Genomic DNA, 21,892 nt, shown 5'->3' with positions numbered 1-21,892 from the left:
TTCATGAAAGATCTCCTTCTAGTTTAAAAAGTTTTTGTTTTGTTCAACGAGGACTACTTTAACATGTGAGAATATTTCATAGGTAAAAGAATGATGACACTTTGTGACAAATCTACGTTTTTTGTAACAAGGTAATTATCGTTCTGTGTGAGAAACGATGAGAAAAACATAATAATGCTTTGATATAAGCGTTTCTGACAACTTTAAAATGAGAAAGTCTTTGGATAAATAACTTGGAAAAAAATGCTTCGAATCAATCTATTTAGAAAAAATTGCGTATATTTTTTGTATTTCCAGCTAAGATGATACAATAAAAGAAAAGGAGGCGGTTTCAATGAGTAATAGATACCAGAAAATCATGGTAGCAGTCGATGGATCGAGACAATCAAAGCATTTGCCGAAGCACTCGATTTAGCAAAGGATAATGGGGCCACTTTGTTTATTGTTTCGATTATCAATAAAGTCGAATTGACCCATAGCGCCTATGCTTTTTCACGAATCTATGCAGAAGAAAAACAAAAAACAGAATTAGAGATGTTAAAAAAAATCAATGACGCGAAAGAATTCGGTATCTCAGAGATCCATGCCATCGTTGAAACAGGGGATCCTAGAAATATGATTGGAAATGTACTGCCTTCACAAGAAAACATTGATCTTATCGTGATGGGAGCGACCGGAAAAGGAGCCATCCAACAGGCATTAGTCGGTTCAACGACTTCTTATGTCGTGTCACATGCACCGTGTACGGTATTAGTTGTGAAGTAACTCATCACGTCACAATGAGGAGATGAAGAAATGGTACGTCCGCAAGAAGTAAATGCGCCAAAGGAAAAGATCGAAGTAATAGCAATCATTGAAGATGGGGTCAAATCAAGAAAAGGCTATTCCATTGCTTTAGTGAATTGGAAAGGCAAAAAATCGATCGCTGTAAGGTGGGATGGGGACAGTCAGCTGGATAAAGGATTTCCGATTACAGCAAACGGCTATCATCCAGCTTGGTTCATCTTGCCAGATAAATTGACCGATTTATATAGTCAGGATTATGTAAAACTCATAGAAGCAAGAGAAGCATTAGAAAAATTAGCTGATCTTTCGAACGAAGAGAAGAAAACCAGAAAGTAGACCGACCAACTTTTTTTGAAAGCGGATCGGTCCTTGGAGTAAAAAATGAAAAAAGGTTTATTTGGGATGAATAAACAATAATGCCCGGACCTTAAATGGAACTTAAAAATGGATCGAGAAATTGAGACAAGAAGGGGAAAGCGATGGAAGCAGGGAAAGTGTTAAAAGAAGTAAGAGTTTTATGTGCTGAACAAAAATACGATGAAGCAAAAATGCTGATCGAAAAAAATAAAGAAGATCTGGAAGATAAATATGCAGTGGCACATGAGTTTGTCGATTTGAAACAAAGTTCACTTATAGGCAGATTAAAACACTTTTTTGGTATTACAGAGTGAAACGAACGATGGGCTCAACGAAAAATGACTATTAAAACACTCCCGGCAAAAGGATGTTTTAATAGTCATTTTTGCTAAGTACATGCAGCGAGACTGTTAATCCTGTTTTTTATATAAAATGTAGATCCAAATGATCAAAAAAATGACAGCAGCAGTCAATTCGAGAATATGTGCCACTAAAACAGGTGTTGTTTCCCAGTGACGGAACGAAAAAATCTGATAAGTAAAATAAGCAGCAGGCAAACTGGCAATAAGTACTGAGAATTTCTTCTTTGTCCATCTTATGTAATAAAACAAGATACCTAGCATGATAAAAAAAGGAATATAAAAAACTAATTGACCAATAGTGATCATTCAATTGCCTCCAATAATCAAAGTCCATCATACAAAATAACACTTTGTGCAAAAAGGTGCAAGTAGATATTAGAATTCCAGAGTTCTTTAATCCCAGAGATTTTTGATTCTATAGTGTTTTCTTGCTATAATTATAAGTGAAAGAAAGGATGAAAATTTCATGGATCATGTAGTGTTGGAAATCGATTTACATTTAGTGAACAATATCAGAGTCGTATATTATGTCGTCAGCAATAGTGTAGAAAAAAGGGTCTTGACTAACAAAATAAACGGGATATTAGCCAAAAAAGACGTACACCGTTTCAACAACGGCGATGGGAACTATTACAGCATCCCTGTCGAAAAAATCATTTATACGACAGTAAAAGTCAGAGAAGATTTAGACACGAAAAAAGCCTACGAACCGATTTTTACGACTTATTGATGAAGAAACGTTGATCAGTAAAATGAAAATGGGGGAGAAAAATGAATCCGTATGAACAGCTTATCCAAGATCTGATTGAAGGGAAAATTGAAAAAATCGATGTGAAAAGAGAAGAGCTCATGGCTTTTCGGGAAGCATGGCTTAAGCTCGAAGACCGGAAATATGTGGTAGGAAAAGCATTACTGAATGGAGATGTCACTTACCATTACGATCCTACACGTTTATACTAAACAAAAAAACAACAGGAGAGACGTTTTCTTCGCCTTTCCTGTTGTTTTTTGTGATTTCTTTTTCAGCTGCTTCTTACTTGTTAAAGAGATTTTTGAATTTGTCTTTGACGTTGTCCATGTTCACATCTTTTAAAAGATTCTGGGCTTTCTCTTTGTAAGGGCCTAATTGATCTTTATGTTCTTCTATGAATTTCTTTGCACCGTCCAAATTTCCGCCTTTGACCATTTCCTTGACCTTTTGAAACAATTCTTCTTGATTCACGTTCGAACACTTCCTTTACAAATTGATGGGTATTTTGATTCCTACCTCTAATTTCATGATAGCAGAATCCCATAATTTTGACAGCTGATAGCTTTTATACTAAAAGTAGGAGAAAAAAGTCCATCCCAAGACGGAGGACACTGTTATTTTCGAACGATATAATCAATGTATCACTAGGAGGTAGAAAGATGAAAGTATTGAAATATTTAATTGGGATCGCAGCTGTTGGCGCTCTCGCCTTATTCGGATTGAAGTATTATACACAAGGGACATATGGAGAACTACCTGGAGCGATCGATCAGCTGAACCCGCTCGTATCTAAAGGAGAAGTTTATGTCAAGACGCAAAAACCGGAAGAAGTGAACGGCTATGGCACTGCGAGATACGTCCAGACAGCGGCTGATTCCGAAGGGCATAAGCGAACGATCGAATTCAACGGTATTTCTGTATTGAAAGAAGGACATTACTTAAAAATTTCGAACAAAGGCGCGCATGTCGAAACTTATGAAGAAGTATCGAAAAACGATGTCCCCGCAAAAGCTTTAGCAATCATTGAATGAGTTTCAATCAAAAAAATAAAAACTTGAGCAGGTCAGTCATTCCGACCGACCTGCTCAAGTTTTTTTGTATTGGGATGGCAGGGTTCGAACCTACAATTGCTTGATTCAGAGTCAAGTGCCTTACCAGTTTGGCTACATCCCATTCATGCAACAAAATAATAATAGCACTTTTTTAGAAAAACGCAAGTTATTTTTCTTGGTTAAACAATATTTTTTTTACTTTTTCTACTCGTTTTTCCATTTTTTTGACGATTCCTGAAGGGAGCTTCACCAGCTCTGCCACTGCTAGTACATTGACTAATAGCTGGTATTCTTTTGCAGGCTGCTCCGTTAAGTGATAGATGTTTGCTAAACGTTCGATATACTCGAAATGGGTATAGTCTGTCTTAGCGATCAGAAATTTCAAAAGATCAATCGCTTTTTCGTACTCTTTATCCCCATAGTATACTAAAGCTTGCCGATAGAGCTTGATCTCAAGTTCGTTCAATGAAGAGGGGCTGTAGCGCTTGTTCCATTCGTTGACAGAGACTTTTTTCTGAACATTCCCATTGGAGTCGCGTACGAAAATAATCGGAATCTCATTTGGGTTGGAAGGTTTATGTAGGAATCTTTCCATGATCTCTGCTCCTTTCAAGGATACTGTTAGTTAGAGTATAAGCTATTCTTCCTGATAACGCTAGCTTTTCTCCAAAGTCATCATTTGTCCGCCCATTGCAGTAAATACTGCTTCAAAATCTTCTGCTGGGACCGCCCGGTTTTTTTCGCCATACGGATCATTGACATAAATCGTTTCCTGATCAAATCCTGTGACAACGCAAGCATGGATCAGAGGTGTCACTCTCACTTCGCCATTGTTCGTTTGCCAAGTCATAAAATCCGTTTCATCAGGTACTTCAAAATCGACTGTTACAGAAGCCCAAACAGGTCTATTTTCCTGTAAGGCTTGTTTGACGTCTGTCAGTTTCGCATCAGTTACAGGGTGCGTGTGATAACTTGTACCGACGATCTTCTGTGCTAATGAAGCAATAGGAGGGACATACACGCCCATTGCCCAGTCGCCGCCGCTGATCTCACCAACGAAGCCTTCATTCGGATCGCCATGCGTACCATCCTCATTGAAGACAGGGACATAATCCAATTGTTCGGCTAACTGGTTTTTGTCGGTATCGAATCCGTAAAACGATAGCAGCATAGAAAGAGCGGTGACCTCACAGCCATTTTCCAAGGAAGGCTCATCAAATTGGCTTTCAAGCGGCACATCGAGCATGACGTATGACTTTTGTGCTGAGGTGGACAGTTGTCCGGTCTCTTCAGGAGCAGAACCAACTGTTTCTTTTTCAGTATTCTCATGGAAAAAATAGCTGGCAGTTGCAAGGAGAAGTACTGTAAGACCACCAAAAAACATTTTTTTCTGTTTCGATTTTATTTTCATAAAAGGCCCCTTATTTTTTATTGTTTGCATTGTTTTACTATTATAATGTTTTTTTAGAAAAGAGAAAGCTATTTTGTCTAAAAACATTTGTGGCCATATATCATCGAATTCTAATCCGACCATTGAACATCTCCTGCGTTGCCTGTCGGAAGAAACAAGAAGAAAGAATGGCAGGTAACCGAATGTTGTTTATCAGATCGAAAAAAACTTTCGCATTTTACAGCTGTTTTAATTGTGAAAACGAAAACAGTACGCTATAATGCCTTTAAGGTTAATTTGGCTGGCAGATTTTAGAGGTCTGCATCAGATCAAAATAACGGATACATGCGTACTGGTGCGGTAGATGAGAAAGTGCCGGCGTGTGAAAAAGTTCCAGCAGTTTAGGAGGATTTTGATGACGGAAGAAATGATTAATTTAGGAGAACAATATTCATGCACGCCCATTGGATTCACGCAATCAGTTATTGGAGAAGTCGTATCGAAAATGACGAATTGTGCCGTAGTCAAAGTTGCCCAATGTGCTGTGGAAGACCAAGAATTATTAGATGAAAAAGCCAGCATGGTAGTAGCGAAATATGATACATTTAAATAAGGAAGAGAAATCGGACATGCGGTAGTGAACCTGCCGCAAGTCTTTTTACTATACTATCCATGTCATGGTTTGTTGAAAGTTTCTTTTTCCCAGTTGAGAAAAGGAAAAGAGGTGTAGATAAGTGTCTGTTTTTACAGTGCTGTTATTTGTTTTTGTTGTGGTGATGTTTTTGTTCCTATGGCTTGTTCGGCGTGAAATCATTTATAAGACGATCCGCAATCGTTGGGTATATCTGGTGGTGCCATTTCTAGCCGTACTGGTCATCTGGTTCACGCTGATCAGTCAGCCGACGATGGATGAGCTGGCAAAAGGGTTCTTAGCTGCGATGATCTTCATCAGTTTTTTATTGGACAGTCGAGGAATCACGGATGAAGGGTTGGTTTTGAACAGTTTCGATAAGCGAGGGGTTCCTTTTTCAGAAATCAATAAGATCGTGTTGTATCAGCCGAAAGGGTCAAAAGAAGTCAAGATGAATTTTTTCCGCAATGGCTGGCGGGGCCCATTACTGAAGTTTTCCGTTTCACTGGAAGAGTTGGTGCCTTTTTTGTCTCAACGTCTGAATGAGGATGCAGAGATCGATATCATGATCGACCCCGAATGAAAAATAAAAGGCATCCACGGTAGTAGGTTTCCTGCTGCCGTTTTTTTTCGTCCAAAGAGCATATGAAAAAACGATCCGAACAGACTCGCTCGGATCGTTGATAGTGGATGAGATTCTTCGTTACAGTGTGAAAAATTAGTTGCCGAACACACGGAAACGTTCTGAGTCGTCCATGTATTCTTTTTCTCCAGCTGGTGATTCAGGTGAACCGAAGACAAGTTGAGAACGTAATTTCCAGTTTGCTGGGATGTTCCATTCTTTTGCGACAGCTTCATCGATTACTGGGTTGTAATGTTGCAAGTTGGCGCCCAATCCTTTTTCTGTCAAAGCTACCCAAGTATTTGATGTAGCGATTCCGTTTGATTGTTCTGACCAGTCTGGGAAGTTGTCAGCATATAATTCAAATTGTTCTTGAAGATTTTTGATCACATCTGTGTCTTTGAAGAACAAAACTGTTCCATAACCATTTTTGAAGCCAGCCAATTTGTTTTGTGTATTTGGGAAAGCTTCTGCTGGAGTCAATGGGCGAAGTGCTTCTTCAGTGATCTCCCATAATTTTTCGTGTGCATCGCCAAATAGGATAACTGCACGTGTTGATTGTGCGTTGAAAGCTGTTGGGCTTTCTTTGATTGTGTTTTGAATCAATGAGATAAGTTCGTCGTTTGATAATGAAACGTTACGTCCTAAATGGTAGATAGAACGGCGGCTTTTTAGATTTTCTGTAAATGTTGTCATCATAAATTCTCCTTTGGATTGCATTGCGCATGTTTTTTTAATTGATTACAAAACGAAGTATATCATCTTACAAAAAGTAAGTAAACAGAAAAGCTCATAAATCATGCAAAATTTTTCTTGAACTTTTTTGAAAATGAATAGAAAATAAAAATAACGCTTTCATTCCTGTTTTGGCGACTTTTTGCCAAAAACAAAAGAAAAGGAGTATATAATTATTAAATATCTATCTAGTTATTCTTAATGTTTTATCATTAAAATTTACTCATTTTTATAGAAAATAAGTTTATATTTCTTAAATAAGTTTTTTAGCTAATTTTTTTTGGATATATGTCTATTATTTTCTGAAAATTTAAAGAATTGGGGTATAGTTTATGGAAAAACAACAAGACAAGGGCTTCTTCGGGCAGCCGAAGGGGTTGTCAACGTTGTTCTTTACAGAGATGTGGGAACGATTCAGTTATTATGGGATGCGTGCATTACTTATCTATTATATGTACGACACAGTTGCAAACGGTGGTCTCGGATTACCACGGGCAACAGCATTGGCAATTATGTCGATTTATGGTTCTTTGATCTACATGTCCAGCATCGTCGGCGGTTGGGTCTCTGACCGGATGCTTGGTGCGAAACGAACAGTTTTCTTTGGTGGCGTATTTATTATGTTAGGGCATATCGTTTTAGCTTTGCCGTTTGGCGTCAGCACTTTGTTCGTTTCTATGGCATTGATTATTATCGGGACAGCTTTCTTGAAACCGAATGTCTCAGGTATGGTCGGTCATCTTTATACGAAAACAGACCTGCGAAGAGATGCAGGCTTCTCGATCTTTTATATGGGTGTTAACCTAGGGGCGTTATTAGCTCCGCTGATCGTTGGAACGATTGGTCAGGAATATAACTATCATTTAGGATTTTCATTAGCAGCTATCGGGATGTTCTTTGGGTTATTACAATACATTATCCAAGGACGTAAAACATTAGACGGTGTTGGAACGACAGCGCCGAATCCTTTGACGCCAGAAGAACGTAAAGGATTTATCCGTAATCTGGTCATTGCACTTGTAGTGATTGCTGTTGTGTTTGGCGGAGCACAATTGACAGGTCATTTGTCTATCGATTTCTTCGTCAATACGATTAGTGTACTAGGGATCGTCTTGCCTCTGTACTACTTTATCAAAATGCTGACTTCAAAAGACGTTACGGCAGAAGAAAAACCAGGTGTTTGGGCGTATATCCCATTGTTCCTTGCAGCAATCATCTTCTGGTCACTGCAAGAACAAGGTTCATCGATCCTTGCATTGTTTGCAAGCGAACGGACGCAGTCTACATTGTTTGGTGTAACGATCCAAGCAAGCTGGTACCAATCGCTGAATCCTATCTTTATCTTTATCTTGACACCAGTATTCGTCACGATGTGGACAAAACTTGGGAAAAAACAACCATCGACCGTGGTGAAATTCTCATTGGGTCTGTTGTTTGCAGGTCTTTCCTATCTATTATTGATGCTTCCTGGCATGCTTTATGGTACAGACGGAAAAGTAAGTCCTCTTTGGTTGCTAGGCAGCTTCTTCATCATCGTTATTGCTGAATTATGCTTGTCACCAGTTGGCTTGTCTGTTACAACCAAACTAGCGCCACGAGCATTTGAATCACAAACGATTGCGATCTGGTTCTTAGCAGATGCTTCTTCACAAGCAATCAACGCGCAGATCGCCCGTTTCTATACACCGGGTACAGAATCAGCTTACTTCGGGATCATCGGAGCTGTAGCAATCGTTGGCGGTATCTTATTGTTCACGATCAAAGAACCAATCAAAAAACTGATGGGTTCGATCCATTAATTGCAAAGCATATCAATCAAAAGTCGGGTAGGCAACCTTAGGATGGTTGCCACTCGACTTTTTTTGTGCCGAAAATAAAAAGGGATTTTTTAGAGGAAATCACTGGAAATAGAACAAATGTTCAGGAGTTTTTGGTATAATGGTAGAATGAAGAAGTGATCAAAATATGGATTAAAGGAGGAGGAAAATGTCTTTACAATTTATTCTTGGAGATGGTAAAAAAGATCATCGCAGAATGTTAGTAGATGAAGCGACCGACTGGCTGGCACAAAATGAACAAAACCAAGTCTTTTTCCTTGTACCTAACTATAATAAATTCGAACAAGAACAGGAACTATTAGCAGAATTACGTAGAAGAAGCGGCAAAAAAGCGTTTAGCACCACCAATGTCCAAGTCTTCAGCTTTTACCGTTTAGCGTGGTACATGCTACAGCAGACAACGCTGCTTTCTGGAAATGAAATCTCAGAAGCCGGATCTGCAATGATCTTAAGGCAGATATTGGAGAAAAATGAGGAAAATTTGACGATTTTCCGTGGCGAGATCAATAAAAGAGGATTTATCCGCCAGCTGCAGGATCTTTACAGCGAACTGCGTGCTGGGAATATCCGTCCGGAAGATCTGGCTACTTCTTTCAGTGAGCAAACATCCAAAGAAGAAGACCAGCAGTTGAAAATGAAGGATCTGCAACTTATCTTTGCCGCTTTTGAAACAGAGTTGATGACACGGTCCCTGCAATCTGAGGATGCATTATCGATACTGTCAGAATTTATGAAGACGCAGGATTTGTCGACGATCAAGTTTTTAGTGAGTGGTTTTTCAAAAGTGAACGCACAAGAATATCAATTACTGCAGACGATGATGGAGAAAGGGAACCTAGTCGTTGACCTATTGCTTGATCGACCATATGTCTCGGAGTTGCCCGATGTTTTGACTTTGTTCCACGAGACCGGAAAGCTCTATTTCCGATTGATCAACGGAGCGAAAGAACGAAGGATCCCAGTTTTAGTGGATCGCTTTGCGCCTGATCTGGCGTTGCCAAAAGAGCTTCTGTCCCTTCAAAATCTATGGGAAGAGACATCGAGTCAGCAAAAGATAAAAGCACAAAAAATTGGTTCTCAAGACACGTTACATCTCTGGGAAGCAGAAAATCCTACCGAAGAAGTAAGGCAGCTTGCTGTCGAAATCAGACGATTAGTGAGCCAAGAAAAGTTGAGGTATCGGGATATTCAGATATTGACTAAAGACATGGCACTTTACGGTAATATCTTGCAGCCGATCTTCCAGGAAATGGCGATTCCTTTTTATATTGACGAAGATCAGCTGATGGAAAGCCATCCGCTGATCGAGTGGATCAATAGTCTGTTCGCGCTTGACCGGTATTCCTATCGATTGAATGATATCATGCGCTTTTTCAAGACTGAATTATTTGTTTCATTTGAACAGACAGAGCTTGATTTAAAGAGTTGGCGGGAACAAAGGAATCAGTTCCGAACAGATTTGGACATCACGGAAAATGTGGCATTAGCCTATAATTACCAAGGGACTTATTGGACACGGGAGAAGGATTGGCAGTTCATTTCCTATGATTTTGAAGCAGAACAGATCGAAGACGTGCAAGTTTTAGAAGAGCAGTCGAATAAAATCAGGCGGATCTTCCAGAAAAGCGTCCCTGCGTTTTTCAAAAAAATAAAGAAATGTCGAACAGGACAGGAAGCCGCGACCGTTTTTTATCAGTTTCTGATCCGAAGCGGTGTTCAGCAGCAGCTGCTTTTTTGGCGGGATCAGGAAGTCGAACGAGGCAATCTGGCAGCTGCCAGAAACCATGAACAGACATGGGGAGCTTTAGTCGATCTGCTGGATGAATATGCGGTTATCTATGGTGAATCTGACTTTGATTGGACGCTGTTCCAAGAGATCATCCAAAGTGGGTTAGAAAACCTCAGCTACGGGAAAATCCCGACAGCGATCGATCAAGTACGAATCAACAGGTTGGAATTGGTCCGTCCCAATCAAGCAGCTGTCACATTTGCTTTAGGATTGAATGATCAAGTCTTCCCAGATCGTCAGGAGACAAAAGGATTATTGTCAAGTGAAGAAAGAGAACGATTGAATTCAGCTTTAGCTGATGGACAATTCTTATTCGACCCAGCAAAAGAAAGCATGTCTTTTGAACCTTTCCAAGCCTACCTTGTCTTTCTTTCTGGTACGAAACGACTGTACCTGAGCTATGCTCAAAGCTATGATACAGATCGTTCGCTGAAGATGTCGCCGTACTTGAAACGGATAACGGAGTATCTGTCGATTCCAGTCGAACGAAAAGAGCACCTGACACTCGAAAGTGATCCGAGTTGTTATATCGGAACGTATCGCAGCGGTATCGATACGGTCAATCGGATCTATCGTTTGGCACAGGAAGAGAAAAAAGCTGTACCAGCACATTGGAGCCAATTGAAAGAGCTGGTATTGCGCTCAGAATGGCGGAATTTTGCCTTACGTGTATTCGAAAGCCAGGAGCATTTGAATGTACCAGTTTCTTTACCGCAAAAAATGGCAGAAGAGCTGTATGGGAAAGAAATCTATACCTCTATTTCCCGTATGGAGAATTTCTATAATTGCGAATACAAGTATTTCATCCAATTTGGATTGAAGCTGAAAGAACGAATGGTCTATGGGCTGACACCTGCGGCAACTGGTGATTTTTATCATGAATCGTTGGATCGTTTCTTTAAATTACTGTTTTCGAATCAGATGTCATTAGTGGAAATGACAGACAAACAACGAAAAGACTTCACAGAAAAAGTACTTCAGGAAGTTTTTGGCGAGCTACGCTTTGAGATCCTGGACAGTTCCGCTCGCATGAATTATATTCGTTATCAGTTAGGTCAGACGATCCAGAAAGTTGTCTGGGCATTACAAAAGCAAAGTAAGAATACCGGGATGCACCCATTGCAGACAGAGATCCTGTTTGGACAGATTGCAGGTGCTAAAGGCATTCCAGGACTTGAATTGCCTTTGAGCAATGGCGGGAAATTACATGTACGAGGAAAGATCGACCGGGTGGATGTCGCTTCAGAACAAGAAGACACATGGCTGAGCGTCGTCGATTATAAATCCAGTGGACGTTCTTTTGATGTGACGGAAGCTTATTACGGGATGGCGATGCAGTTGTTGACCTATCTTGATGTGGCATTGATGGACGCTGTCAGACTGACAGGGAAAGCAGCAGTCAAACCGGCTGGCTCCTATTATCTGCATGTTCATAATCCTGTGCTCACTGATCCTGATGATATCGAAAAAAATACGTTGAAGAAGTTCAGCTATGATGGTGTATTTGTGGATGACCCAGGATTATTGGAAGTACTCGATCATTCACTGGAAGCAAAAGAAAATTCCTTGATTTATCCAGTGAAGAAGAATGCAAAAGACCAATATCAAAAGGGTAGCTACAGCAAAGAAAAGTTTTTTACAGAAGAAGAACTACAGCTGTTTATGGCACATAACAGAGAAAATATGCGACTAGCAGGTGATGCGATCACATCAGGTGAGATCAAATTGAACCCGGCATATAAAGATAAACAACGTATCGCTTGTGAATTTTGTCCGTTCAGGAGTATCTGTACATTCGATGTGATGCTGAAAGAAAACAATTATCACCGATTAGAAAAACTGGACAAAGATGAAGCATTGCGAAGAATATTGAAAAGGAGCGAAGAAGAGTGAGTGAAATTCCTTTAAAACCGCATAACGAGCGATTTACAGATGAACAGTGGCAGGCGATTTTCGATAAGGGAGACAACTTGCTAGTTTCTGCTTCTGCGGGTTCCGGTAAAACGACGGTGCTCGTTCGAAGAGTCATCGAAAAATTGAAAATGGGAGACAACATCGATGAATTGCTGATCGTGACATTCACGGAAGCGGCAGCAAGGGAAATGAAAGAGCGAATCCAAGAGGCATTGCAAGAAGCAGTGAACAGTGAGAGTGATCCTGTTCGACAGCAGCATTTCACTCGACAATTGATTCTGTTGCCTACTGCAAACATCTCGACTTTGCACGCCTTTTGCTTGACCGTCATCCGCCGGTTTTATTACCTGATCGATATTGATCCGGTCTTTCGCATGCTTACAGATGAGACAGAGACGATCTTGATGAAAGAAGATGTCTGGGATGACTTGAGGGAGAGGTTGTACAGCGAAAACAACGAACAGTTTTTCCGCTTGACGATGAACTTCTCCAATGATCGATCGGACGATGGACTGACGAATCTGGTTTTCTCGCTTTATGAATTTGCACGTGCCAACCCAGATCCGAAACAATGGCTTGCGGATTTAAGCGAGAACTATCGCTTAGAAGATGGTCTCGCCAAATCCGCATTTTACCAAGAGCAGTTGCGGCCGCTAGTATTGGCTGATGTATTCCAATGTGTACAATTGTATGAAGAGATGGTGCAACTGTCACAGGAAACTGGACTTGAAAAAATGCAGGAACAAGTAACACAAGAACAGAGACAAATCCGGCAAATCTATGAGCTGTTTTTACAAGATGAATTGGAAAAAGCTTACGAAGGTTTGGAAAATTTGACATTTACGACATTCAAAAGCAGCAGAAAAGCTGAATTGAAAGAGCGGTCAAATGAAGTGAAAGGGTTACGCGACCGCGCGAAAAAGCTGATCCAGCAGTTAAGTAAAAATTATTTCCCTGTTTCGCCAAGTCAAATGGAGACATTGACAAAAAAAGCACGTCCATTAGTTGAAGAACTAGCAAATGTAACACAAAGTTTCATGGATGGTTTCAGTGAACGGAAAAGTGAGAAAGGGGTCTTGGATTTCAATGATCTCGAGCATTTGGCTCTAGAAATCTTGACGGACCGGACAGAAGAAGCCTGGCTCCCAAGTGCTGCATCTGACTATTACAGAAAAAAATTCAAGGAAGTCATGGTAGATGAATACCAAGATGTGAACCAGTTGCAAGAAGCCATTTTGTATTGGTTGAGACAGCCAGACGCTGCTCATGGCAATATGTTCATGGTGGGAGACGTCAAACAGTCGATTTATTCCTTTCGTTTGGCTGACCCTAGTTTGTTTATTCAAAAATATGAAGATTTCTCTAACCAAGAAGGCGGTCGCCGGATCGTTTTGGCAGAAAATTTTCGTTCACGAAAAGAAGTATTGTCTTTTACAAACTTGATTTTTGAACAGCTGATGGACCCTGTGGTTGGCCAGATTGCTTATGATGAAGCAGCTAAGCTCCTTTTAGGATTCCCGGATTTTCCAGAAGAGGAACAATTCGAGCCAGAGATCCTCATTTATGAAAAAGAACAAGAAGAACCAGACGTTGAAATCCCTGTGGATGATTTGTTGGAGGACAAGACAGAAGGCGAATTATTCATGACTGGGTTGAAGATCCGACAGCTGATAGATGATTCGTTCATGATCTACGACAAAAAAACAAAAGAAAAGCGACCTCTTGAATACAAGGATATCGTTTTACTGACACCTACGAAAAAGAACAATCTTACGATACTGGAGATTTTCAAAACATTAGATATTCCTCTAGAGATGAATGATGCACAAAATTATTTCCAAGCAACGGAGATCCGCACGATGGTTTCTTTGCTGCAGCTGATCGATAATCCTTATCAGGATATCCCTTTAGTTTCTGTACTGCGTTCACCGATCGTCGGTTTGATCGAAACAGAGTTAGCCAGCATTCGTTTGGCAGACCGTACTCATACGTATTACGATGCGGTGCTGGCTTATCAGCAGACGAATCAGGATGTATTAGCGGGAAAACTACAGCATTTCGGTGAACAGCTTGAATACTGGCGAGAGCTAGCTCGACGTTCTCCAATCACTGATCTGTTATGGGAGATTTATTATCAGACAGGCTATTTGGAGTATGTTGTAGGACTGCCAGCTGGTGCGCAAAGACAAGCAAACCTGTATGCCTTGGTAGATCGTGCAAAAGCGTATGAACAAAGCTCGTTCAGAGGATTGTATCAATTTGTCCGGTTTATTGAAAAAATGCAGGAAAAAGACAAAGATTTAGCGGAACCAGTACTGACAGCAGAAGACAATGCCGTCCGTGTCATGACGATCCACGCAAGTAAAGGTCTGGAGTTCCCGGTTGTGTTTTTATTAGATATGACGAAAGAATTCAATCTGCAGGATCTGAGGAACCGCTATGCTTTTGAAGAAAAGCTTGGAGCTGGGATCCGTTATATGGACCCTGACAGCCGGGTTCTTTACGATACGTTGCCTTATCAGGCAATCAAACTGGCTAAGCAGAATAAACTGTTATCCGAAGAGATGAGGAAGTTATACGTGGGACTGACACGTGCAGAACAGAAGTTATTTATCGTTGGTTCCTATAAAAACAAAGAACAGACGATCACGACTTGGTCAGAAGCAGCAGATCATCCTGATTTAGTATTTGAGCCGGCGTTACGATTAAAAGGGCGCAGCAGTTTGATGAATTGGATCGGTTACAGTTTGATTCGTCATCCGCAAATGCAAAAATACTTGGAGACTGAGCGGGATACTTCGTTGCTTCGAGATTCAGAGAGCCAATTTTCTATTTCTTGGACGAATCAACAAAAAATCACGGAGCAAAGACAGCTATTGGCAGAAAAAGGACGAATCGCAGCAGAACAAACCGCTGATTCTGCTCAGAAACCTCTCGCTGAACCTCTGCGCCAGCGATTAGCTTACAGCTATCCGTATCAAGCGGCGGCTCAAACCACGAGCTACCAATCGGTTTCAGAAATCAAGCGTTTGTTCGAAGATCCTGATGATACGCAAGAAGCACGTTTGACCATTGAAAGCAGTCAAAAGAAATCGTTGAATCAGCCATTCCGCTATACACAGGAACAGTTAGCAGAACCTAAATTTTTGCAACAAAGTCAGAAGGTTTCCGCAGCAGCAGTTGGAACGGCGACGCATGCGCTTCTTCAGTTACTACCGTTAGAACAACTTTCGGAAGAAACGGTTCAAGCAAAACTCCAAGAATTGGTAGACAAACGTCTGGTTGATCCAAAGGTAGCCAAACAAGTCGATGTTTCTGCCATTTTGTGGTTTTACAAAACTGAACTAGGACAATTGATCATCGAACATAAAGAAAAAGTAAAACGAGAGCAGCCATTCTCGATGCTGATGGCAGCTGATGAAGTGTTCGATCAATATCCCAATACAGAAGATGAGCTACTGATTCACGGGATCGTTGATGGTTATATTGAATTTCCGGAAAAAATCCTGCTTTATGACTTTAAAACAGATTTTATTTTGCATCCCGATGATCCCGATGAAATCGAATCAGTGCTTCAAAAATATCGAGGACAATTGAATCTGTACCAGCAAGCAATAACGGAAGCTTTAGACAAGACCGTCTCTGATGTATTTCTTGTCCTTCTTCGAGCAAAAAAAATCATAAATCTTAACAAATAATTATAATTGAGCAACCTTGACTTACACTTTGTAAGGGATATGTTATACTCTTGAAAAGAGGTGAGTAAGATGGAGCTAACACAGACAGAATTCGTCCTGTGTCCCAAATTTGAAAAAACATTCTCGATTTTAGGAAAAAAATGGAACGGATTGATTATCGATGTCCTACTCGAAAATGGCCCGCAGCGCTTTGTTGATCTTGCTGCGAAAATCCCGATGGTCAGTGACCGCGTCTTAGTCGAACGATTGAAAGAACTGGAAAGAGAAGGGCTGATTACTCGGAACATTTCCTGTAATGAATCTAGCCGTTCAGAATATATGTTGACAGAAAAAGGGGCCGATCTACAGCATGCGATCAGACAATTGCAGGTTTGGAGCGAAAAATGGGTCACTGAGGAAGAATGCAGTTGATTTTGTGAAAAAAATCTTGTAAACTTGTGTCAGATGAATAACAAAAGAACGTTGACGAAAAAGAGTAGTTTGGCTAAACCTGTTCAGGGAGATCTGTCATAGACTGCAAGCAGATCCTGTGTTTGAAAAACGAAGTTCACTTTCCGAGTTCGTCTGATCTTGATCAGACCGGCAATTGTCGTTAATAAAGTAAGTGTGCGGCGAATGATTCGTCCGCAAATTAGGATGGTAACGCGAAGACCTCGTTCCTTAACAGGAATGAGGTCTTTTTTGTATTTGAATTTGAAGGAGGAAACAAACAGATGTCTTTACAAGCACAACTTGAAAGCTTGAAAGAAGCTACGATCATCAAGATCAATGCAGCACAGGATTTGAAAGAACTGAATCAGATCCGGGTGGAAACATTAGGGAAAAAAGGACCAATCACCGAAGTATTACGGGGAATGAAGGACCTAAGCCCTGAAGAACGACCAAAAGTCGGGAGCTTTGCCAATGAGATCCGTGACTTGCTCACCAATGAGATCGAACGGAAAAAAGAAGTATTAGAAGAAGAAGCATTAAATGCAGCTTTAGCGAAGGAAACGATCGATGTGACTCTTCCAGGTCGGAAAATCAAACATGGGACACGTCATATCTTGACACAAATCATGGAAGAAATCGAAGACATCTTCGTAGGCATGGGCTATCAAATCGTTGAAGGCTATGAAGTAGAATCTGATCACTATAACTTTGAACGGATGAACTTGCCAAAAGATCATCCAGCTCGCGATATGCAAGATACTTTCTATATCTCAGAAGACATTCTGATCCGTACCCATACTTCACCTGTCCAGGCACGTACGATGGAAAAACATGATTTTTCAAAAGAAGCACTACGCATGATCTCACCAGGGAAAGTCTTCCGGCGTGATACGGATGATGCCACGCACAGTCATCAATTCCATCAGATCGAAGGCCTAGTGGTAGACAAAAATGTCACAATGGGCGATCTGAAAGGGACCCTCGAAGTAGTGATGAAAAAAATGTTTGGTGAAGAACGGGAAATCCGTCTGCGTCCAAGTTATTTCCCATTCACTGAACCTTCAGTAGAAGTAGATGTCAGCTGTTTCAAATGTGGCGGGGCAGGCTGTAACGTCTGCAAATATACTGGATGGATCGAGATCTTAGGTGCTGGCATGGTACACCCGAACGTCTTGAAGATGTCAGGGATCGACCCAGAAGAATATTCAGGCTTTGCTTTCGGCCTTGGCCCAGATCGCGTAGCTATGCTTCGCTATGGTGTAAATGATATCCGTAATTTTTATCAAAATGACTTGCGTTTTTTAAGTCAGTTCAAGGGGGAGTAAAAAAAGATGTTAGTTTCATATAAATGGTTGAACCGATATGTCGATTTATCCGATGTTACGCCAAAAGAATTGGCAGATAAGATGTCTGTTACGGGGATCGAGGTAGAAGGCATCACTGTGCCGGAAGAAGGACTGAAAAAAATCGTCGTGGGAGAAGTGAAAGAATGTATCCCGCATCCTGACTCCGATCATTTATCCATCTGTCAAGTCGATATCGGTGAAGAAGAGCTTTCACAGATCGTTTGCGGAGCTCCAAACGTCAAAGCAGGGATCAAAGTTATCGTTGCATTACCTAATTCCCGTATTGCTGGAAATGTAAAAATCAAAAAGGGAAAAATGCGCGGTCAAGTATCAAATGGCATGATCTGTGCTTTACAGGAAATCGGCTATCCAGACAGCGTTGTTCCGAAAGAATACGCAGAAGGAATCTACTATCTACCACAAGATGCGGTCAATGGCGAACCTGTCTTTTCTTATCTGGATATGGACGATGCATTGATCGAATTATCAATCACACCAAATCGTGCAGATGCGCTATCGATGCGTGGTGTAGCGTATGAAGTAGGGGCGATTTACCGTCAAACACCAGTATTTGAGGAAGAAAAACTTGTTGAATCAGAAAAGACAGCTACAGATAAGATCAGTGTTTCTGTAGAAGACAAAGACCTAGTCCCTGCTTATCAAATCCGTGTGATCGAAAATGTCAAAATCCAGCCAAGTCCGCAATGGTTGCAGAACCTTTTGATGAATGAAGGCATTCGCCCGATCAACAATGTGGTCGATGTAACAAATTATATCCTGTTGTTATTCGGACAACCGCTACATGCATTCGATTATGATAAACTAGGTTCGAAAGAAATCGTTGTTCGTCATGCTAAAGACGAAGAAAAAATCGTCACATTAGATGGAGAAACACGCGATTTGACAACAGATAATCTTGTTATCACGAACGGAATGGAACCAATCGCGCTAGCTGGAGTGATGGGCGGTTTGGATTCTGAGATCACAGAGACAACCACGACTGTTGCTTTGGAATCTGCGTTGTTCGATCCAGTATCGATCCGTCGTACAGCCAAACAATTCAATTTGCGCAGCGAATCTTCTGCTCGTTTTGAAAAAGGCATCAATCAAGCGACAGTGGGTGAAGCAATTGATGCGGCAGCTGCAATGATCGTTTCCTTAGCAGGTGGCGAAGTCCTGCAAGGTGCCGTGAAAGGTTCTGAAGTAAAAGCCGAATCGGTAGAAGTGTCTATTACGCTAGATCGGATCAACCGATACCTAGGGACTGAACTAACGACAGCAGATATCAATGAAATCTTTGAGGCATTAGGCTTCGATTATCAACAAGACAAGGGAGAATATACAGTTGTCGTGCCGCCGCGACGTTGGGATATCCATATCGAAGCGGACATTATTGAAGAAGTTGCACGTATCTATGGTTATGATCGTCTACCTTCCACATTACCTAGTGGCGAAACAGTAGCAGGAAGCTTGACAAATGAGCAGTCTGCAACTCGTAAAGTCCGTACGGTTCTTGAAGGAAGCGGCTTGAATGAGGCAATCAGTTATGCGTTGACAACAGAAGAAAAATCCCGTCAGTTTACAATGAAAGAGACTAATATCACTCGCTTGGACTGGCCAATGAGCGAAGAACGTTCTGTCCTTCGAATGAATTTGATTAGCGGACTTTTAGACAATGTCAGCTACAATGTCGCTAGAAAAAATTCAGATATCGCATTTTATGAAATCGGCCGAGTATTCTATCAAGAAAATGATCCATTGACACATCTGCCGCAAGAAGTAAAACACGTAGCATTGGCAGTATCCGGTACATGGCAGGAAAAAGGCTGGCAAACCAAACCGAAAGCAGTCGATTTCTTTACTATCAAAGGTCTTTTAGAAAACTTATTCGAACAACTGTCGGTGACAGACGAGATCAGTTATCAGGCAGTAAGCGAAATGAAAGAAATGCACCCAGGGAGAACAGCAGCAATCTATCTCGGTGAAAAATATATCGGCTTTGTCGGGCAGGTTCATCCAACGACTGCAAAAGCGTATGATATCCCAGAAACATATGTAGCAGAATTTGATCTCGTTTCATTGATCGAAGCAGCGCAAAAAGGGATCACTTTCCAAACAGTCACGAAATTCCCAGCTGTTAGCCGAGACATCGCGATGCTAGTCAAAGAAGCTGTCACAAGTCAGGAACTGACTGCAGTCATTCGTTCTGCTGCCGGCAAGTACTTGACAGATATCCAACTATTTGATGTTTATCAAGGAGAAAATATCGAAGCTGGAAACAAGTCCATGGCATATAGTCTGACATTCAGTAATCCAGAAGCAACGCTTACAGATGAAGAAATCAACAAAGCGATGGACAAGGTGACAAAAGCTCTGGCAGAAACACTTGGAGCAAGCATCCGTTAAAAAAGCAGGGCCAAATCCTTAATAGTTCTATTCATCCTTTTAAAAAGTTTTTTTAAAAACTCTTATATATGTATAATAGAACATCGAGCAGAGCCGAAAACGGCTCTGCTCTTTTTATATTTTTTGTCAGATTCCATAAATTTCCAAAATCAGAAAAAATAGGCAGGGTATCGGTCCATCGTATTTTCCATGAAAGACTATCAATAAAACTGCTAGGCAAGTATGATGAAAAGAGAAGATGAAATTGAAAAAATGAGAGTTTTATCACACAGGTAACTGGATTTTAAATGAAGGGGAAAACCATTATTTTTATCGTTGATATCATTGGTTATAGGAGGACTTATGTCAAACAAAAAAACACTACTTTTCATCACAGGAGGAATCATCATGACAACTATACTAAGCGGCTGCACCTCAAAAAAGAAGGAAGAAATCGAACAGAGTTTTGATCAAGTACTGGCTTTGTATCCCACCAAGGATCTCATGGATTTTTACGAGATGGAAGGCTATCGGGACGAGGAATTTGATGAGGGAGATAAGGGGGTGTGGGTACTGGATTCTAGCATGTCAATTAGTAATGATAGTGATAGCCCATTGATAACCGAGGGCATGTTACTAAAAATCAATCGAAATAAAGGAACGGCCGAAGGTTTTTACTACCAATGGACGATCCCTGCTGATATAAAAAATAATGAAATGAAAGAAAAAATATATCCCATTACTTATGATAAACAGGAGATTCATTTATTAGAAGAAGTAGATGACCCTGAATTAAAAGAAAAAATCGAAAATTTTCAATTTTTTGTACAGTATGGGGATTTCAAGAATCTTGTTCAGTATGAACATATCCGAAAAATGTACAACCCGAATGTACCGATTTATGAGTTGGAATATCAGCTGGAAAATGATGATCCGAATGTCCAACAATTACGCCAGCGATACCAGATCCCGACAGAAAATGCGCCAACTCTATTGTTAAAAGGAAGAGGAAATTTAGCTGGGGATTCTGTCGGATACAAAAATGTGGAGATTCGTTTTTCAAAAAATCCATCTATTGTATTTGATGACTCTATTGATTATCAACCTGACACTGAGGAGGATAACCAATGAGCAGTTATGAAATCAAAAGCAACGGGATCAAAGGTAACACAGAAACAACGAGTGCCATATCGACCATTGCTTATGAAATCGAAAATGCTAAATTTATGAACTTAACAAATAATGATATAAAGAAGCAAATTGAAAAGTTTCAAAAAATAGGTGAATTCCCCACCCACCTCGAATTCATTGACGCGTTCTACGACAAACGCACAAGTCTTAGTGGCGTGGCCTTTAAAGATACCCAAACTGGCAAAGTCACGGTCGGCTTTGCCGGAACGAATATGGATAACGGGACATTGGAAAGTTTGAAGGATATTTCTCAGTGGGGAGCGATCGCTTTTAGCGGGAGCCAAGCATCTTCGTTTTATTTTGCTCAAGGAAATGAGTTTCTCAAAGGATTGAAAAAAGAGGGTTATTCGATAGAGACAGTGACCGGGCACTCACTTGGCGGACGCAATGGGGCAATCTTAGGCATGGCGTATCAGGTACCAACGATCATTGTCTATAACGCCGCGCCATTAAACAATTCACTGACGGAGGCACTGTTCAGCTCGATGATCCAAGGAGGTAGGAATCTGCCGAAAATCCGACTTAGTCCAAGTACTTCGATCAAGAAAATCATAAAGGATTACCAAGGACGCTTAGTCTACTTGATTTCTGAAAATGATCCCTTAAACAATGT

The 21,892-nt window shown here is 40.8% G+C and carries 20 protein-coding genes, 1 tRNA gene and 1 pseudogene; 16 read left to right on the top strand and 6 right to left on the bottom strand.

The window, feature by feature from the left end; genetic code table 11:
* The first annotated feature begins 334 nt into the window (after positions 1-334).
* From G7Y42_RS14175 to G7Y42_RS14165, 3 genes and pseudogenes are all read left to right on the top strand, one after another.
* Positions 335-765, top strand: a pseudogene (locus tag G7Y42_RS14175) (universal stress protein).
* Positions 766-795: 30 nt separating this feature from the next.
* Positions 796-1,122, top strand: a complete 327-nt coding sequence (locus G7Y42_RS14170; protein ID WP_165006850.1) for a hypothetical protein — start codon at positions 796-798, stop codon at positions 1,120-1,122.
* A gap of 143 nt (positions 1,123-1,265) precedes the next feature.
* Entirely contained in the window at positions 1,266-1,457 is a 192-nt protein-coding gene (locus tag G7Y42_RS14165) for a hypothetical protein (RefSeq protein WP_165006847.1), read from the top strand.
* A 96-nt stretch (positions 1,458-1,553) separates the two neighbouring features.
* Here G7Y42_RS14165 and G7Y42_RS14160 read toward each other — a convergent pair whose 3' ends face one another.
* Positions 1,554-1,811: a glucose uptake protein gene (locus G7Y42_RS14160; protein WP_165006844.1), complete on the bottom strand. Its 258-nt coding sequence runs from the start codon at positions 1,809-1,811 to the stop codon at positions 1,554-1,556.
* 160 nt (positions 1,812-1,971) lie between these two features.
* Here G7Y42_RS14160 and G7Y42_RS14155 point away from each other — a divergent pair, with 160 nt between their 5' ends.
* Together G7Y42_RS14155 and G7Y42_RS14150 are read left to right on the top strand one after the other, a co-directional pair.
* Complete coding sequence (locus tag G7Y42_RS14155; protein ID WP_165006841.1) at positions 1,972-2,235, top strand: hypothetical protein; 264 nt, start codon at positions 1,972-1,974, stop codon at positions 2,233-2,235.
* A 41-nt stretch (positions 2,236-2,276) separates the two neighbouring features.
* Positions 2,277-2,465: a hypothetical protein gene (locus G7Y42_RS14150; RefSeq protein WP_165006837.1), complete on the top strand. Its 189-nt coding sequence runs from the start codon at positions 2,277-2,279 to the stop codon at positions 2,463-2,465.
* A gap of 73 nt (positions 2,466-2,538) precedes the next feature.
* Here G7Y42_RS14150 and G7Y42_RS14145 read toward each other — a convergent pair whose 3' ends face one another.
* The gene (locus G7Y42_RS14145; RefSeq protein WP_165006834.1) at positions 2,539-2,727 is read right to left on the bottom strand and encodes a hypothetical protein; all 189 of its coding nucleotides are present in this window, start codon (positions 2,725-2,727) and stop codon (positions 2,539-2,541) included.
* Between the two features lie 188 nt (positions 2,728-2,915).
* On the opposite strand from G7Y42_RS14145, the gene G7Y42_RS14140 reads away from it, so the two are divergent.
* Positions 2,916-3,287 (top strand): YxeA family protein, encoded by a 372-nt coding sequence (locus G7Y42_RS14140; RefSeq protein WP_165006831.1) that lies wholly within the window; start codon positions 2,916-2,918, stop codon positions 3,285-3,287.
* Positions 3,288-3,356: 69 nt separating this feature from the next.
* On the opposite strand, the gene G7Y42_RS14135 is transcribed toward G7Y42_RS14140, so the two are convergent.
* The 3 genes from G7Y42_RS14135 to G7Y42_RS14125 all read right to left on the bottom strand — a co-directional run bounded on the left by G7Y42_RS14135 (position 3,357) and on the right by G7Y42_RS14125 (position 4,719).
* Positions 3,357-3,429 (bottom strand) — tRNA-Gln (locus G7Y42_RS14135).
* Positions 3,430-3,474: 45 nt separating this feature from the next.
* Positions 3,475-3,903 carry a hypothetical protein gene (locus G7Y42_RS14130; protein WP_165006828.1) on the bottom strand — a complete coding sequence of 143 codons (429 nt, stop codon included), beginning with the start codon at positions 3,901-3,903 and terminating at the stop codon, positions 3,475-3,477.
* A 60-nt stretch (positions 3,904-3,963) separates the two neighbouring features.
* Complete coding sequence (locus G7Y42_RS14125; protein ID WP_165006825.1) at positions 3,964-4,719, bottom strand: C39 family peptidase; 756 nt, start codon at positions 4,717-4,719, stop codon at positions 3,964-3,966.
* Positions 4,720-5,113: 394 nt separating this feature from the next.
* Here G7Y42_RS14125 and G7Y42_RS14120 point away from each other — a divergent pair, with 394 nt between their 5' ends.
* The gene (locus G7Y42_RS14120) at positions 5,114-5,311 is read left to right on the top strand and encodes a hypothetical protein (protein ID WP_165006822.1); all 198 of its coding nucleotides are present in this window, start codon (positions 5,114-5,116) and stop codon (positions 5,309-5,311) included.
* A 163-nt stretch (positions 5,312-5,474) separates the two neighbouring features.
* Positions 5,475-5,912 carry a hypothetical protein gene (locus G7Y42_RS14115; protein ID WP_165006853.1) on the top strand — a complete coding sequence of 146 codons (438 nt, stop codon included), beginning with the start codon at positions 5,475-5,477 and terminating at the stop codon, positions 5,910-5,912.
* 135 nt (positions 5,913-6,047) lie between these two features.
* Here the strand turns inward: G7Y42_RS14115 and G7Y42_RS14110 are convergent, their stop codons facing one another.
* A complete protein-coding gene (locus G7Y42_RS14110) occupies positions 6,048-6,647 on the bottom strand; it encodes a nitroreductase family protein (RefSeq protein ID WP_165006819.1) in 600 nt (199 codons plus the stop codon).
* A 371-nt stretch (positions 6,648-7,018) separates the two neighbouring features.
* Here G7Y42_RS14110 and G7Y42_RS14105 point away from each other — a divergent pair, with 371 nt between their 5' ends.
* The 8 genes from G7Y42_RS14105 to G7Y42_RS14070 form a co-directional block, all read left to right on the top strand.
* Positions 7,019-8,485 carry a peptide MFS transporter gene (locus G7Y42_RS14105; protein WP_165006816.1) on the top strand — a complete coding sequence of 489 codons (1,467 nt, stop codon included), beginning with the start codon at positions 7,019-7,021 and terminating at the stop codon, positions 8,483-8,485.
* Positions 8,486-8,672: 187 nt separating this feature from the next.
* A complete protein-coding gene (locus G7Y42_RS14100) occupies positions 8,673-12,206 on the top strand; it encodes a PD-(D/E)XK nuclease family protein (RefSeq protein WP_165006813.1) in 3,534 nt (1,177 codons plus the stop codon).
* On the top strand, positions 12,203-15,925 hold the full coding sequence (gene addA, locus G7Y42_RS14095) for a helicase-exonuclease AddAB subunit AddA (RefSeq protein ID WP_165006809.1): 3,723 nt from the start codon (positions 12,203-12,205) through the stop codon (positions 15,923-15,925). The genes G7Y42_RS14100 and addA overlap by 4 nt, the downstream gene beginning before the upstream one ends.
* 69 nt (positions 15,926-15,994) lie before the next feature.
* Positions 15,995-16,336 (top strand): helix-turn-helix domain-containing protein, encoded by a 342-nt coding sequence (locus G7Y42_RS14090; protein WP_165006806.1) that lies wholly within the window; start codon positions 15,995-15,997, stop codon positions 16,334-16,336.
* A gap of 302 nt (positions 16,337-16,638) precedes the next feature.
* Positions 16,639-17,682 carry a phenylalanine--tRNA ligase subunit alpha gene (gene pheS / locus G7Y42_RS14085; RefSeq protein WP_165006803.1) on the top strand — a complete coding sequence of 348 codons (1,044 nt, stop codon included), beginning with the start codon at positions 16,639-16,641 and terminating at the stop codon, positions 17,680-17,682.
* A gap of 6 nt (positions 17,683-17,688) precedes the next feature.
* Positions 17,689-20,109 (top strand): phenylalanine--tRNA ligase subunit beta, encoded by a 2,421-nt coding sequence (pheT, locus tag G7Y42_RS14080; protein WP_165006800.1) that lies wholly within the window; start codon positions 17,689-17,691, stop codon positions 20,107-20,109.
* Between the two features lie 342 nt (positions 20,110-20,451).
* Positions 20,452-21,219, top strand: coding sequence for a tandem-type lipoprotein (locus tag G7Y42_RS14075; protein ID WP_165006797.1), 768 nt, complete (start codon positions 20,452-20,454; stop codon positions 21,217-21,219).
* Positions 21,216-21,892: hypothetical protein (locus G7Y42_RS14070; RefSeq protein WP_206215482.1), on the top strand; the 677-nt coding region annotated here is incomplete at its 3' end. The genes G7Y42_RS14075 and G7Y42_RS14070, both read left to right, overlap by 4 nt.

Source organism: Enterococcus sp. ZJ1622 (genome assembly GCF_011038845.1).
GTDB lineage: Bacteria > Bacillota > Bacilli > Lactobacillales > Enterococcaceae > Enterococcus_B.
Note: the sequence above shows the minus strand (reverse complement) of the source record. Positions and strands in the feature narration are given on the sequence as shown.

What these genes read in the sequence shown, in the direction of transcription:
- G7Y42_RS14170 (WP_165006850.1), top strand. Translation starts at nt 796, where the DNA reads ATGGTACGTCCGCAAGAAGTAAATGCGCCAAAGGAAAAGATCGAAGTA.
- G7Y42_RS14165 (WP_165006847.1), top strand. Translation starts at nt 1,266, where the DNA reads ATGGAAGCAGGGAAAGTGTTAAAAGAAGTAAGAGTTTTATGTGCTGAA.
- G7Y42_RS14160 (WP_165006844.1), bottom strand. Translation starts at nt 1,811, where the DNA reads ATGATCACTATTGGTCAATTAGTTTTTTATATTCCTTTTTTTATCATG.
- G7Y42_RS14155 (WP_165006841.1), top strand. Translation starts at nt 1,972, where the DNA reads ATGGATCATGTAGTGTTGGAAATCGATTTACATTTAGTGAACAATATC.
- G7Y42_RS14150 (WP_165006837.1), top strand. Translation starts at nt 2,277, where the DNA reads ATGAATCCGTATGAACAGCTTATCCAAGATCTGATTGAAGGGAAAATT.
- G7Y42_RS14140 (WP_165006831.1), top strand. Translation starts at nt 2,916, where the DNA reads ATGAAAGTATTGAAATATTTAATTGGGATCGCAGCTGTTGGCGCTCTC.
- G7Y42_RS14130 (WP_165006828.1), bottom strand. Translation starts at nt 3,903, where the DNA reads ATGGAAAGATTCCTACATAAACCTTCCAACCCAAATGAGATTCCGATT.
- G7Y42_RS14125 (WP_165006825.1), bottom strand. Translation starts at nt 4,719, where the DNA reads ATGAAAATAAAATCGAAACAGAAAAAAATGTTTTTTGGTGGTCTTACA.
- G7Y42_RS14120 (WP_165006822.1), top strand. Translation starts at nt 5,114, where the DNA reads ATGACGGAAGAAATGATTAATTTAGGAGAACAATATTCATGCACGCCC.
- G7Y42_RS14115 (WP_165006853.1), top strand. Translation starts at nt 5,475, where the DNA reads ATGTTTTTGTTCCTATGGCTTGTTCGGCGTGAAATCATTTATAAGACG.
- G7Y42_RS14110 (WP_165006819.1), bottom strand. Translation starts at nt 6,647, where the DNA reads ATGACAACATTTACAGAAAATCTAAAAAGCCGCCGTTCTATCTACCAT.
- G7Y42_RS14105 (WP_165006816.1), top strand. Translation starts at nt 7,019, where the DNA reads ATGGAAAAACAACAAGACAAGGGCTTCTTCGGGCAGCCGAAGGGGTTG.
- G7Y42_RS14100 (WP_165006813.1), top strand. Translation starts at nt 8,673, where the DNA reads ATGTCTTTACAATTTATTCTTGGAGATGGTAAAAAAGATCATCGCAGA.
- G7Y42_RS14090 (WP_165006806.1), top strand. Translation starts at nt 15,995, where the DNA reads ATGGAGCTAACACAGACAGAATTCGTCCTGTGTCCCAAATTTGAAAAA.
- pheS (WP_165006803.1), top strand. Translation starts at nt 16,639, where the DNA reads ATGTCTTTACAAGCACAACTTGAAAGCTTGAAAGAAGCTACGATCATC.
- pheT (WP_165006800.1), top strand. Translation starts at nt 17,689, where the DNA reads ATGTTAGTTTCATATAAATGGTTGAACCGATATGTCGATTTATCCGAT.
- G7Y42_RS14075 (WP_165006797.1), top strand. Translation starts at nt 20,452, where the DNA reads ATGTCAAACAAAAAAACACTACTTTTCATCACAGGAGGAATCATCATG.